The organism is Aquaspirillum sp. LM1, from assembly GCF_002002905.1.
Lineage (GTDB): Bacteria > Pseudomonadota > Gammaproteobacteria > Burkholderiales > Aquaspirillaceae > Rivihabitans.
This window is the reverse complement of record NZ_CP019509.1, coordinates 2,260,840-2,274,413: the sequence shown is the minus strand read 5'-3', so window position 1 is coordinate 2,274,413 and position 13,574 is coordinate 2,260,840. Positions and strand designations below refer to the sequence as shown.

Annotated in this window: 12 protein-coding genes and 1 pseudogene; 12 read left to right on the top strand and 1 reads right to left on the bottom strand. The window is 57.3% G+C overall.

The window, feature by feature from the left end; genetic code table 11:
* Window positions 1–37 precede the first annotated feature (37 nt).
* From rfbF to BXU06_RS09720, 9 genes and pseudogenes are all read left to right on the top strand, one after another.
* On the top strand, window positions 38–811 hold the full coding sequence (gene rfbF / locus BXU06_RS09760) for a glucose-1-phosphate cytidylyltransferase (RefSeq protein WP_077299059.1): 774 nt from the start codon (window positions 38–40) through the stop codon (window positions 809–811).
* Window positions 808–1,902 (top strand): CDP-glucose 4,6-dehydratase, encoded by a 1,095-nt coding sequence (gene rfbG, locus BXU06_RS09755; protein ID WP_077299057.1) that lies wholly within the window; start codon window positions 808–810, stop codon window positions 1,900–1,902. The genes rfbF and rfbG overlap by 4 nt, the downstream gene beginning before the upstream one ends.
* 6 nt (window positions 1,903–1,908) lie before the next feature.
* Window positions 1,909–3,141 carry a class I SAM-dependent methyltransferase gene (locus tag BXU06_RS09750; protein ID WP_077299055.1) on the top strand — a complete coding sequence of 411 codons (1,233 nt, stop codon included), beginning with the start codon at window positions 1,909–1,911 and terminating at the stop codon, window positions 3,139–3,141.
* Window positions 3,138–3,668, top strand: a complete 531-nt coding sequence (gene rfbC / locus BXU06_RS09745) for a dTDP-4-dehydrorhamnose 3,5-epimerase (protein ID WP_077299053.1) — start codon at window positions 3,138–3,140, stop codon at window positions 3,666–3,668. Before BXU06_RS09750 ends, rfbC begins: the two co-directional genes overlap by 4 nt.
* Before the next feature lie 6 nt (window positions 3,669–3,674).
* Window positions 3,675–4,163, top strand: coding sequence for a DapH/DapD/GlmU-related protein (locus BXU06_RS09740; protein ID WP_077299052.1), 489 nt, complete (start codon window positions 3,675–3,677; stop codon window positions 4,161–4,163).
* Window positions 4,160–4,981, top strand: a complete 822-nt coding sequence (locus tag BXU06_RS09735) for an NAD(P)-dependent oxidoreductase (RefSeq protein WP_077299050.1) — start codon at window positions 4,160–4,162, stop codon at window positions 4,979–4,981. The genes BXU06_RS09740 and BXU06_RS09735 overlap by 4 nt, the downstream gene beginning before the upstream one ends.
* A 19-nt stretch (window positions 4,982–5,000) precedes the next feature.
* Complete coding sequence (locus tag BXU06_RS09730; protein WP_077299048.1) at window positions 5,001–5,747, top strand: class I SAM-dependent methyltransferase; 747 nt, start codon at window positions 5,001–5,003, stop codon at window positions 5,745–5,747.
* Window positions 5,748–5,754: 7 nt separating this feature from the next.
* Window positions 5,755–6,519: a cephalosporin hydroxylase family protein gene (locus BXU06_RS09725; protein ID WP_077299046.1), complete on the top strand. Its 765-nt coding sequence runs from the start codon at window positions 5,755–5,757 to the stop codon at window positions 6,517–6,519.
* Window positions 6,520–6,795: 276 nt separating this feature from the next.
* Window positions 6,796–7,708, top strand: a pseudogene (locus BXU06_RS09720) (DDE-type integrase/transposase/recombinase).
* A 120-nt stretch (window positions 7,709–7,828) separates the two neighbouring features.
* On the opposite strand, the gene BXU06_RS09715 reads toward BXU06_RS09720, so the two are convergent.
* On the bottom strand, window positions 7,829–8,599 hold the full coding sequence (locus BXU06_RS09715) for a sulfite exporter TauE/SafE family protein (RefSeq protein ID WP_077299044.1): 771 nt from the start codon (window positions 8,597–8,599) through the stop codon (window positions 7,829–7,831).
* A 379-nt stretch (window positions 8,600–8,978) separates the two neighbouring features.
* Here BXU06_RS09715 and BXU06_RS09710 point away from each other — a divergent pair, with 379 nt between their 5' ends.
* The 3 genes from BXU06_RS09710 to BXU06_RS09700 all read left to right on the top strand — a co-directional run bounded on the left by BXU06_RS09710 (window position 8,979) and on the right by BXU06_RS09700 (window position 13,450).
* Complete coding sequence (locus BXU06_RS09710) at window positions 8,979–9,209, top strand: FeoA domain-containing protein (RefSeq protein ID WP_171982181.1); 231 nt, start codon at window positions 8,979–8,981, stop codon at window positions 9,207–9,209.
* A 45-nt stretch (window positions 9,210–9,254) separates the two neighbouring features.
* Complete coding sequence (gene feoB, locus BXU06_RS09705) at window positions 9,255–11,063, top strand: ferrous iron transport protein B (protein WP_077299040.1); 1,809 nt, start codon at window positions 9,255–9,257, stop codon at window positions 11,061–11,063.
* An 80-nt stretch (window positions 11,064–11,143) separates the two neighbouring features.
* The gene (locus BXU06_RS09700) at window positions 11,144–13,450 is read left to right on the top strand and encodes a tetratricopeptide repeat protein (protein WP_077299038.1); all 2,307 of its coding nucleotides are present in this window, start codon (window positions 11,144–11,146) and stop codon (window positions 13,448–13,450) included.
* Window positions 13,451–13,574 lie beyond the last annotated feature (124 nt).

Sequence of the window (13,574 nt, the reverse complement as noted above, 5' to 3'; positions counted from 1 at the left end):
TCGTACTTACAATCTAGCATATGGAATATTTCGCATCATGAAAGCCGTCATCCTCGCCGGGGGCTTTGGCACCCGCATCAGTGAAGAATCCCACCTGCGCCCCAAGCCAATGATCGACATTGGTGGCAAGCCCATTCTCTGGCACATCATGAAGATCTATTCCCATTATGGAATCAATGACTTCGTGATCTGCCTGGGCTACAAGGGCTATATGATCAAGGAGTACTTTGCCAACTACTTCCTGCACATGTCTGACGTGACTTTCGACATGAGCAGCAACCAGATGCATGTTCACCACAAAAGCGCCGAACCGTGGAAAGTCACCCTGGTCAACACCGGTGAAAACTCGATGACCGGTGGCCGTCTGCGCCGGGTGCGCGAGTATCTGGATGACAGCGACTTCTGCTTTACCTATGGCGACGGCGTGGCTGACGTGGACATCGGCAAGCTAGTTGAATTCCATCACGCCCACGGCAAGCTGGCCACGGTCACCGCCATTCAGCCGCCAGGCCGCTATGGCGCACTGGCCATGGACGGCAACAGCGTGCTGGGCTTTCAGGAAAAACCCAAAGGTGATGGCGGCTGGATCAATGGCGGTTTTTTTGTGTTGTCACCCAAGGTGCTTGACTACATTGACAGCGACGACACCACTTGGGAACAGGAACCGCTGATTGCGCTGGCCAGCGAAGGCCAACTGCAAGCTTACCAGCACGAAGGCTTCTGGCAGGCAATGGACACCCTGCGCGAGAAAAACCTGCTGGAAGAGCTCTGGCAAAACAAGACTGCCCCGTGGAAAGTGTGGCAGGCATGAGCCAGCACACCCTGCCCAATCCGGCCTTCTGGCGTGGCCGCAAGGTGTTTCTGACCGGGCACACCGGCTTCAAGGGCGGCTGGCTGGCGCTGTGGCTGCAGCAGATGGGGGCAAAAGTCACCGGCTATGCGCTGGCACCCGATACCCTGCCGGCACTGTTCACCCTGGCGGATGTGGCCAACGGCATGCACTCGGTGATCGACGATATCCGCGACGCCCGCGCCGTGGCCGATGCACTGGCCGAAGCCGAAGCGGAAATTGTGCTGCATCTGGCCGCACAACCACTGGTACGCGCCTCCTACGCCGACCCGCTGACCACCTACGCTACCAATGTGATGGGTACGGCCAATGTGCTGGAAGCCTCACGCAGGGTGCCGTCGGTCAAAGTGGTGCAGGTGATCACCACCGACAAGTGCTACGACAACCGCGAGTGGGAATACCCCTACCGGGAAACCGACCGGCTGGGCGGGCATGACCCGTACAGCAACAGCAAGGCCTGCGCCGAGCTGGTGGTGGACAGCTATCGCCGTTCGTTCATGACTGACGCCGGCATTCAGCTGGCTTCGGCGCGGGCTGGCAATGTGATTGGCGGTGGCGACTGGGCCGCCGACCGGATTGTGCCCGACTGCATCCGCGCGCTGCTAGACGAAAAACCCATCGATATCCGCTCGCCTGGGGCGATCCGCCCGTGGCAGCATGTGCTGGAACCCTTGTCCGGTTATCTGGTGCTGGCCGAGCAGCAATATGCCGGCAATCCGGTGGCAGCGGGCGGCTTCAACTTTGGCCCGGAGCCGGGTAATACCGTGCCCGTTGGCGAGCTGGCCGCTGGCATGCTGCGCCATTGGGGCAGCGGTTCGCTGAATATCAGCGGCGATCCGCTCAAGTTGCACGAAGCCGGGACGTTAAAGCTGGATATCAGCAAGGCTCGCCGCCACCTGGGCTGGCAGCCGCGCTGGGATTTCGACAAAACCCTGTTTCACACGGTAGACTGGTATCGTCGAGTGCTTTGTCATGGCGAAGCTGCCCGTCAGGTGTGTCTGGCGCAGATTGCCCAGTACCACGCTGCCGATTCCACTCCAACCCAAGCGTAAATCATCATGTCCCGTCATTGCCGCTTTTGCCATACGCCGCTGACCCACACCTTTGCCGATCTGGGTCTGTCGCCGCTGTCCAACTCCTATGTGAAAGCCGAGCGGCTGAATCAGGGCGAGGTGTTCTACCCGCTGCATGCCTGGGTATGCCCAAACTGCCAGCTGGTGCAGCTGGAAGAATTTGAGCAGGCAGAAAACATCTTCAACGATGAATACGCCTATTTTTCCTCTTACTCCAGCAGCTGGCTGGCCCACGCCAAGCACTACAGCGAGGCGATGACTGCCCGCTTTGGCCTGAATGCCCGCAGTCAGGTGGTGGAAATCGCCAGCAACGACGGCTACCTGCTGCAAAACTTTGTCGCTGCCGGCATCCCTGCGCTGGGTGTGGAGCCCACCGGCAATACCGCCGATGTGGCGATCAGCAAGGGCATTCCCACCTGGGTGAAATTCTTTGGTGTGGCCACCGCTGGCGAGCTGGTTGCCGCCGGCCATGCCGCCGACCTGCTGCTGGGCAACAATGTGCTGGCACATGTGCCGGACATCAATGATTTTGTGGGTGGGCTGAAAGTGGCACTCAAGCCGGGCGGGGTCATCACCATGGAATTCCCCCACCTGCTTAACCTGATTCGCCACAATCAGTTCGACACCATTTACCACGAACACTTTTCCTACCTGTCGCTGCTGGCAGTGGAGCGCATCTTTGCCCGTCATGGTCTGGCGCTGTTTGATGTGGAAGAACTGCCTACCCACGGTGGCTCGCTGCGCATCTTTGCCCAGCACCACAATGGCCCGCATGCCAGCCAGCCTGGCCTGCAATCGGTGCGCGACAAGGAAGCCGCCGCTGGCCTGGCCGAGATTGACACCTACACCCGGTTTTCCGCCCAGGTGGACCAGACCAAGCGCGCGCTGCTGCGCTTCTTGATCGACGCCAAGGAGCAAAGTCTGCGCGTGGCTGGTTACGGCGCACCAGCCAAGGGCAATACCCTGCTCAACTACTGTGGTGTGCGCACCGATCTGATCGACTTTACCGTAGACGCCAGCCCGCACAAGCAAGGTACCTGGTTGCCGGGCACACGCATTCCGGTGTACGCCCCGGAAAAACTGCGTGAAGCCAAGCCGGATATCGTGCTGATCCTGCCGTGGAACCTCAAGGATGAAATCATTGCCGCCCATGGCTATATCCGCGAATGGGGCGGGCGCTTTGCCGTGCCGATTCCGCAGGTGGAGTTTGTCGGGTGAAACTGAGCGAAACACCAATTGCCGGTGCCTGGTTGCTGGAGATCGAGCCCATCCTTGATGAGCGCGGCTTCTTTGCCCGCAGCCTGTGCGTCGATACTCTGGCCGCACATGGCCTGGAAGGGCGCATGTTGCAGCAAAGTGTGTCGTTTAACCAGAAATGCGGCACACTGCGCGGCATGCACTACCAGACCGCACCGCATGAAGAAATCAAGCTGGTGCGCGTCACCCAGGGCCGCATTTACGATGTGATCCTGGATTTGCGCTGCGACTCACCCAGCTATCTGTGCTGGCATGCGGTGGAGCTATCAGCAGACAACCACCACACACTGTACATCCCGAAAGGGGTGGCGCATGGCTTCCAGACCCTGGAAGACCACTCGGAAGTTTTTTATCAGATGGCGCAGGCCTATGTGCCTGGCTACAGCTGCGGCGTACGCTGGAATGACCCCGCCTTTGCCATCGACTGGCCGCTGGCTGAGCCAATCCTGTCTGAGCGTGATGCCAGCTACCCGCTTTACCAGAACTGATTGCTCATGATCGACTTGCACCCTACCGCCCGCATTTCTACCCTGGCGGACATTGAAGATTCTACCCGTGGCACCCGGATTGCGATCGGCGAACAGTCGGTACTGGATGCTTTTGTCAAAATCAAGCCGGCAGGGGGGAGCGGTGATCTGATCATTGGTGCCCGCACGGTGATCAATTCCGGCTGTGTGCTCTACACCGGCAACGGCATCCAGATTGGTGACGATGTAGCGATTGCCGCCAACTGCACCTTTGCTCCGGTCAACCACGAATACCGCCGCCGCGATATTCCCATCCGTCAGCAAGGCTTTCGTCCCAGCAAGGGCGGCATTGTCATTGAAGATGATGTCTGGATTGGTGCCAATTGCGTGATTCTGGATGGTGCCATCCTGCGCCATGGTTGCGTGATTGGTGCTGGCGCAGTCGTGCGCGGCGAAGTGGCTGCCTATTCGATCAATGCTGGCCAGCCTCTGGCGGTGATTGGGTGGCGGGAATGAGTACTGATGTCTTCACCGTACTGGGTGCACAAGGTTTTGTCGGCCAGGCCTTAAGCCAATGGCTGAGTGCGCGCGGCCATGAGGTACATACCCCTGCACGCCAGTTGTCGCCCACTGAACTCAGCGCCAGCCTGCGCGGGCACGTGGTGTACTGCATCGGCCTGACAGCGGATTTTCGCAGCCGGCCATGGGACACCGTGGATGCTCATGTGGGTGTGCTGCGCCAGTTACTGGCCGACGGTCAGTTTGCCTCCCTGACCTATCTGTCCTCCACCCGCGTATACCTGGGTGGCGACACTGGCCATGAAGATGCCCCATTGACCGTTCGGCCAGAAGCACCGGATCAACTGTACAATCTATCCAAGCTGATGGGCGAGTCGCTGTGCCATGCCGCTCACCGTCCAGAAAGACCGGTGCGCGTGGTACGGCTGTCCAATGTGGTGGGCGGCGATCTGACATCAGACAACTTTATTTACGCCCTGCTGCGTGAGGCGCTGGCCACCGGTGCCATCCAGCTCAATAGCAGCCTGGATTCGGCCAAAGACTATATTGCCCTGGCTGATGTCACCAGCATGTTGGAACATATCGCCAGCTATGGCCAGGCGCGCTGCTACAACCTGGCCAGCGGCCAGCAACTAAGCCATCGGGACATTCTGCAGTTTATTTGCAATACAACTAAAGCACATGTTACCATCAATGGCGGAGCTAAAGAGACGCGTTTTCCTTCTATTAATATAGATCGCTTAAAGAAAGAATTTAATTTTACTCCAATATCTCCACTATATACTTTACGTGCATTCCTTAACGAAACAACCTAAACACAAAAAGGATTAAAAATTGAACCATTTACCTGGTGCATTCTTCTGTCTTGAAAACAATGAAGGCTTTTTAAGTGGCATCCAGCAGGCCATTAATAATATTGCTCATAAGGAAGGGATTTATGCTGGCGATAATTTATTTACTTATGGCAGAAACCTTAGCTTTCTTGAAGACACAAAGCTCATGGAAAGCCATGCAAAGCACTCCCAAACTCAAATTGAAGATTCAATTTTATGGCGTATCTATGTCGTTGTGTGGGGGGCGCTCAATGGAATGCGGCTTGGAGAGGGGGATTTTGTTGAATGTGCTTGCTACAAAGGTATGACAGCAAGAATTGTATGCGATTATTTGGACTTTAGCCAACATCCGGATCGCCACTATTATTTATATGATCTTTTTGATCATGACCCTAGTTTGCCACATCATGCCATGCCAGAGCATAGTAAACAGCTATACGCATGGGTAAAAGATCGGTTTTCCGATGTGCCAAACGCAACTGTTACACAAGGTAAAGTCCCTGAGATATTGGAGGTTGTATCACCCAAGAAAATTGCATTCATGCATCTCGACTTGAATAACGCTGAGCCAGAAGTTGCAGCTCTAGACATGCTTTTTGATAGAATGGTCCCAGGAGCAGTCTTGATTCTTGATGATTATGGTTGGATTGGATATCGAGGACAAAAATTGGCCGAAGACCCTTGGTTCGCACAGCGTGGCTATCGTGTGCTCGAATTGCCTACTGGCCAAGGTTTAATCATTAAGTGAGAAAATCATGATTCAGATTGATATGGAAAATGGCTGGGTCAGCGAAACCACCGCTGCCGGCGAACAGCGCTACCCGATCGGCACCGCCGAAGCGTTTTCGGTGATTTCCAAAGCCTGGCTGCGCAGCGGCTGGGACAATAAATATGTGTATTCGTTTGCCTGGATGGGGCGCCCAGTTATTCAGCTGCCGGAAGATATGCTGCGTATTCAGGAAGTGATTTATCAGGTCAAACCCGATGTGCTGATCGAAACCGGGATTGCTCATGGTGGGTCACTGATTTTTTACGCCAGCCTTTTCAAAGCAATGGGCAAGGGGCGTGTGGTTGGCGTGGATATTGAGATCCGTCCGCACAATCGTGCGGCCATTGAAGCGCATGAATTGTACGAATACCTGACTCTGATCGAAGGTAGTTCGACGGCCCCAGAGATTGTGGAGCAAGTAAAACAGCAGATCAAGCCGGGGGATACGGTCATGGTGGTGCTGGATTCCTGCCACAGCAAGGAACATGTGCTGGGTGAACTGGAAGCCTACGCTCCGCTGGTGACCCAGGGTTCTTACATTGTGGCAACCGATGGTATCATGCACTGGCTGGGTAATGCTCCCCGTACTGAAGCCGACTGGAGCTGGAATAACCCAAAAAATGCAGCAGATGAGTTTGTTGCCCAGCACCCCGAATTTAATAATACGCAGCCGAGCTTTCCGTTTAACGAAGGTAATATTACCGAGATGGTCACTTACTGGCCGGGCGCTTGGTTGAAGAAAAAGGCATAAATACCTCTAAGGATACGCTGAAAAAATCGTCATTCCCGCGAAGGCGGGAATCCAGGATGTTGATTTTGCTGGGTTTTGCTTTTGGCAAACACGATTTTTCTGAATAAATCAGCGCGTCCCTAATGACCTGTATGCCTGACGCAGCGCGCAGTTATGCAGGTCATTAGCTGTTGCATCCCGTGTGATCATATTCCCTTCGTAGCTGGCCACTCTTCTGGGCAAGAGACGTGATGCGTGGTCTGATTGAGACCGCTCCTTGAAAGCGGAGCAATCAACATGAGTGAAGGCCACGCCCAGGCTCGAACCACCCCTCGTACGCGAGCGGAGATCAAGAACTCAGCCGCATCGTTGCTTGAGTTGGCAAAACGCTACACATCAGCGTGGCAACCGCACGCAAGTGGAGGCGATTGTCGTGGCCTTGCGAAGTCTGACGCTCCTGGCACTGGATGACCTGGTCGCTGTGGTGCGCGAATTCATCAACCCGGATGTCTCGCGCTCTGGACTGGATCGCTGCTTGCGTCCTCATGGCGTGGCCAACCTGCGTCAACTGCAAGCCCAGGCGCTGGCTGATGCCGGCCAGATCCAGCCGCCAGTCAAAACCTTCAAGGATGATGAGCCAGGTTTCCTGCACATGGATATCAAGTATTTACCGCAGATGCCCGACGAGAAAGCGCGGCGCTACCTGTTTGTGGCCATCGACCGCGCCACCCGCTGGGTGTTCATGCATATCTATGCAGACCAAAGTGAGCGCAGCAGCGTGGACTTTTTAAACCGGCTGGAACGTGCTGCACCGATGAAGATCGTCAGGTTGCTCACTGACAACGGCAGCCAGTTCACCGACCGCTTCACCAGCAAAAAGCGTGAGCCAACCGGGTGCCACGTCTTTGATGCTCGTTGCACGGCGCTGAATATTGAGCACCGCCTGTGCCCGCCGCGCCACCCACAGACAAACGGCATGGTTGAGCGCTTCAATGGCCGAATCAGTGAGGTGGTGAACCAGACCCGATTTGCTTCAGCGGCTGAGTTGGAGACGATGCTTGAGCGCTATGTGAACACTTACAACCAGCAGATTCCGCTGCGTGCGCTCAATCATCTTTCGCCCGTGCAGGCGCTGAAAGAATGGCAGAAGAAAAAACCTGAATTGTTCAAGAAGCGCATTTACAATCAGGCGGGACTTGACAGCTACTAGGCGGTCATCGCGCAACGACAGGATTCGTAATAGCTCCAGGCCGATGATTGAGGCCAATAAAGCGAACCGACTCATGTGCTCTTGAGAACCACTTGCTCTGCGCGCTGAAAAGAGAGGATGTCAAAGTACCAGCTTGGCCCCAATCAGCGCCATCATTAGCGCCAGCGCCGGACGCAGCCATTGTTCCGCCACCCGGCGGGTCATGTGGCTGCCCAGCCAGATGCCTGGCAGGGAACCCATCAGCAGCTGCACCAGCAGGCCGTAGTCCATATGTCCCATGCTGGCGTGGCCCAGGCCAGCCACCAGTGTCAGCGGTACCGCGTGGGCAATCTCGGTGCCAACCAGACGGGCAATCGGCAGCAGCGGATACAGGGCGAAAATGGCCAGGGTGCCCAGCGCGCCGGCACCAATCGAACTGAGGGTGACAATCACGCCAAGCACCACGCCAGTGGCAATGGTGGCTTTCACTGGCAGCACGCCCTCCGGGCGCGGCGGCATGATCTTGCTCAGCTGGCGCAAAATATACGGCTTGAACAGGATGGCCACGGCGGTCAGCATCAGCGCCACACCCAGCATCAGCTTGATCAAGCGCTCCACATACTGGGTTTCCAGGTGCAGGCCATGCAGCACGGTCACCGTCAGCAGCGCCGCTGGCATGCTGCCCAGCGCCAGATAGCCGGTAATTTTCCAGTCGATCTGCTTGTGCTGGTGGTGCACCCACACCCCGCCCATCTTGGTGATACAGGCATACAGCAGATCGGTTCCCACTGCCGTGGCCGGATTGATGCCAAACCACAGCAGAATGGGCGTCATCAGCGACCCGCCGCCTACCCCGGTCAGCCCCACCACAAACCCGACCACTAGGCCGGCCACCACAAAACCCCATTCCACGGCGTTCTCGCTTCATGCAGATCAATCAAGCCTGCATCGTAGCTGACCGCCGTATAACTTTTTAGATGTTTTGAATTGCAGTTAATTCCAAAACAAACTAATGGACTTTTCCAGGGTGCTGATATTCCAGCATACTGCCAATTCGACAGCGCCTCAGACACAGAATGGCCGCCTTGGCAGCCTGGTGCGGGGGGTTGTGCCAGTCACCCGGTCATGGCACTTGGGGAGGGCGCGCCGATCTGGCGCAAATGTTGCATTGCACTGCTGATACAGATCAAATGTTCTGTTTCTCTGCGCTCGATTGGCGACGGGCATGGCCGCAAGGGCCATGCTTTGGCGTACAATTGAGAATGTGATGCAACATTCTTACGGGGGTTTTATGACATCATTAGCCAAGCTCAAAGCCAACCATCGGGCCGAAGTGGTGGCCATCCACCTGCCCACCGAAGAATGTCAGCGTTTGTCCGCCTTTGGCATGCAGCCTGGCGCGCAGGTTCAGGTATTTCGTCGTGCTGGCCTGGGCGGCCCCTTGCATATTGCCGTCGGCACCACCCAGCTGCTGATGCGCCGTTTGCTGGCCGAATCGATCCACGTCCAGCTGCAGGGGTAAGCCGGTATGTCCACCAGTTGCCCAAAATGCCCGCCAGCAGCTGGCATGCCACCGGTTGCCGCTGCCCGCCAGGCCCGGCGGCTGGCCATTATCGGCTTGCCCAATGCGGGCAAATCCACTTTTTTCAATCGGCTGACCGGCCTGTCGCAGCGAGTGGGCAACTGGCCAGGGCTGACGGTTGAACTGGCCAGCGCCAAAGTGGTGCTGGGCAGCCGGCTGGTAGAAGTAGTGGACTTGCCCGGCATTCATGATCTGAGCGGCTATAGCGAAGACGAAGCGGTGGTGCGCGATGTGCTCTGCCAGAGCGTTTTTGATGGCTTGGTGCTGGTGGTGAACGGCGCGCAGCTGGAGCGTCACTGGCGCCTGGTGCTGCAGCTCAGCACTTTGGGTCTGCCTCTGCTGGTGCTGGTCAATATGCATGATGAAATGCGTCAGCTGGGCATTCGCGCTGACCTGGCACAATTGAGCCAGCGTCTGGGCGCACCGGTAGTGGCAATGAGTGCGCGCAAGGGCGACAACTGGCCGGCAGTGCGAAGCGCGCTGACCTTGCTGGCTGAACAGGCGCCGCTGCGCGAGCATGCCTGCCGCGCCGACCAGGTCAATGTGCCGGCGCTGGCTCCCGGCGCAGTTGAGCAGATGCTGCAGGGGGCCTACCATGTGCCGGCCACCTTGCCGATTACCCTGACCCATCGGCTGGATCAGCTGTTGCTGCACCCATGGCTGGGGTTGCCCATGTTTGCCGTGCTGATGGCGCTGATTTTTCAGGCCACCTATCTGCTGGGTTCTCCACTTCAAGAAGCATTGGGCAGCGGCTTGGAGTGGCTGCAGGCCACGCTGTGGCAGCCTGCTCTGGCCAGCGCACCCGCCTGGTTGCAAAGCCTGCTGCTGGAAGGTATCTGGCAGGGGGTATCCACGGTGCTGACCTTTATCCCCATTTTATTTGTGTTTTTTGTGCTGATGGCCGTGGTCGAAGACAGCGGTTATCTGGCGCGGGCGGCATTCTTGATGGATGCCAGCATGACCCGGCTTGGGCTGGATGGGCGCAGCTTTGTCATGCACCTGATGGGCTTTGGCTGCAATGTGCCGGCTATTCTGGGCACCCGGATCATGCGCGAGCGCAAGCTGCGTCTGCTGACCATGCTGGTGATTCCGTTTTCGGTATGCTCGGCACGCCTGCAGGTGTTTCTGTTTTTTGTCTCCACTCTGTTTTCCGCTCAGGCTGCACCGTGGGTGTTGCTGAGTCTGTATCTGGTCAGTTTTCTGGTGGCCATGTTCACCGCCTGGCTGTTCAAGCGCGCGTTGCCACATCGGGAATCGCTGGTGATGGAAATGCCGCCGTACCGGCTGCCAGCCATGGCCTATCTGTTTACCCGCGCCAGCGGTGAAGTCAAAGCCTTTTTGCAGCTGGCCTCTACCTTTATCCTGGTCGGTGTGGTGCTGATCTGGGCGCTGACCCATCTGCCGATGAATGGCGACGCCACCCTGGCCACCCGCTTGGGCGATGCGCTAGCCCCAGTGCTGGATCCATTGGGCATTCGCCACGAGCTGGCGGTGGCGCTGATGGTCGGGGTGGTGGCCAAGGAAATTCTGCTGGGTGGCATGGCGGTGATTTATGGTGTGCCGGAATCCGGCCTGGCCCAGGTCATCAGCCAGCAGCTGGATTGGGTGGCAGCGTACAGCTTTATGCTGTTTACCCTGATTTATGTACCGTGCTTGTCTACCATTGCCGCCATTCGCAAGGAGTCACGCAGCAATGGCTTTGCGGCATTGTCGGTGGGGTATTCCCTGCTGCTGGCCTGGTGCGTGGCAGGTGGGTTTTATCAGTTGGCGCATCACTGGCTGGGCCGCGCCTGAGCCAGGATGGGCATGTACCGGCAGCGGGCCTTGCGCTACACTGCCGGGACTTTCTGCGCTAACCCTCTTGCAAGGTTGTCATGTCCGAGCCCGATGCATTGCCGCTGGCCAATCAAGAAATTGACCTGGACGCGGCGTTTCAATCCGCCATCAATCATCATCAGGCCGGGCGGCTTAGCCAGGCCGAGATGTTGTACCGAGTGGTCTTGCAGTGGTTGCCCGCGCATCCGGATGCCAACCATAATCTGGGGGTGATTGCTGTCCAGCTGGGCAACCCCGAGCAGGCGCTGCCCCTGTTTCATGCCGCATTGACCGAGCAACTGGGCAATGGCCGTTTCTGGATCAGCTATATTGATGCGTTGCTGCGCACCCAGCGCCTGGACGAGGCTGGGCAATGGCTGGCTCAGGGGCGTCAGGCCGGCCTGGCAGGCCCAGAGGTGGAACAACTGGCCCAGCGTCTGGATGAAGCCATGTTGCTGCGACTGGCCAGCAAAAAAGGCCGGGTCAGAAAACCAACCAAAATGGGCAAAAACGGCAGCATTCCGGAAATTGCCGAGCAACAACAGCTGGTTGCTTTGTTCAATAGCGGCCAACTGGCACAGTGCGAGCAATCGGCTCGGCACATGATCGCCCATTACCCCAAGCATGCACTGGGCTGGAAAACCCTGGGGGCCGTGCTCACCCAGCAGGGATGTAACCAGGAAGGCCTGCAGGCCATGCGTCAGGCCAGCATGCTGGAACCTGGCGACTGCGAGTTGCTTAGCAATATGGGCGTGGTGCTGACCCAGCTGGCGCAATATGAAGAAGCCGAGCACTGCTATCGCCGGGCGCTGAAGATCAAGCCCAAGCTGGCCAGCACCCACGCCTATCTGGGTGATGTGCTGTTTTTGCAGCAGCGCTATCCGCAAGCAGAAAATCACTGCCGCAAGGCAATTGAGCTGGATCCCGAATTTGCCGTGGCCTACCATAATCTGGGTTCGGTATTGCGTGCTTCCAGTCGGGTAATGGAAGCTGAACGCACACTGCGCAAGGCGCTGTCGCTGAGCTGGAATTACCCAGCAGCGCACGCCAACCTGGCCAATGCGCTCAAGGATCAGTCCTATCTGGTCGAGGCTGACAAGCATCTGCGCATTGCGTTGGAGATGCAGCCACACAACCGGCATATTCGCAGCAGCCTGCTGTTTACCGGTATTTATAGTCACGCCATGTCAGCCAGCCAACTGGCCGAAGAGCACAAAGCCTACGGGCAGATGATTGCTGCGCAGGCCGGCCCGCATGCACCGTTGTTGCGCAATCTGCCGGCCAGCCCGAAACGGATTGGATTTGTCTCGGCGGATTTGTTTCGTCATTCCGTCAGCTATTTTGTCGAGCCAGTATGGGATGGTTTGCGTGAGCAGGGGTTTGTGGTGCTGGCCTATTACAATGGCAAGCAATACGACGATGTCAGTGCCCGCCTGCACCGCAAATGTGATGTCTGGCGCGAAGTGGCTGAGTTGTCTAACGACCAGTTGGTGGCACAAATTCAAGCCGATGAAGTGGATGTGCTGATTGACCTATCTGGTCACACCGGAGGTAACCGCCTGCCTGTGTTTGCCCGTCAACCGGCCCCCTTGCAGATCACCTGGCTAGGCCATCCGGCGACTACTGGTATTCCAGCCATTCAATGGCGCATTACCGATCACCATGCGGAGCCGGAAGGCCTGACCGAGCATCTGAACAGTGAACAGCTTTACCGTATGCCCGAAGTATTCTGCTGCTATCAGCCGATTGCTTCTCCCGAACCCGCCAGACAACTGCCCCATGATGAATCAGGGGTATTTACCTTAGGTTGCTTCAATAATTTTGCCAAGGTGACCCCACCGGTCATTGAATGCTGGGGCGAACTGCTGCGACAGTTGCCCCGGGCGCGCTTGCTGCTGGAAATTCACGGTGCCGAAGAAGACGCATTTGCCGACGACATCCGCCTGCGCTTTGTGGCTGCTGGTGCCCGGCCTGAGCAAGTGGATATTCTGCCGCGCCGGGCGGGGCAGCAGTATGTGTTGTATCGCCAAGTTGATCTGGCGCTGGATCCCTTCCCGTGTTGCGGGGGGACCACCAGTTGCGACAGCCTGTGGATGGGGGTGCCGTTTGTCACTCTGGCAGGCGATAGCTTTGTGTCACGCATGGGGGTGACGCTGCTGCATAATGTTGGGCTGGCGGAGTTGATTGCACAGGATGTTGCTGGGTATCAGGCGCTGGTGCTGGCACTGGCCAAGGATCTGCCGCGTTTGCGGGCTCTGCGTGAGGGATTGCGTGAGCGGGTGCAGGCGAGCCCCTTGATGGATGGGCCACGGTTTGCCCGCCATTTTGCCCAGGGCCTGCTACAGATGTGGCAAGCTCGGATTTAAGCAGACACAGTAGGGGTTGTCTGTTTGTTATCGGCAGCAGAACCGATTTTTTTTAGTTGCAAGTTTTGCCGAGACCGGCAAAACTTGCCGGGTGAATGGCTGGCGTGGCGTGTGCCGCCAGCAG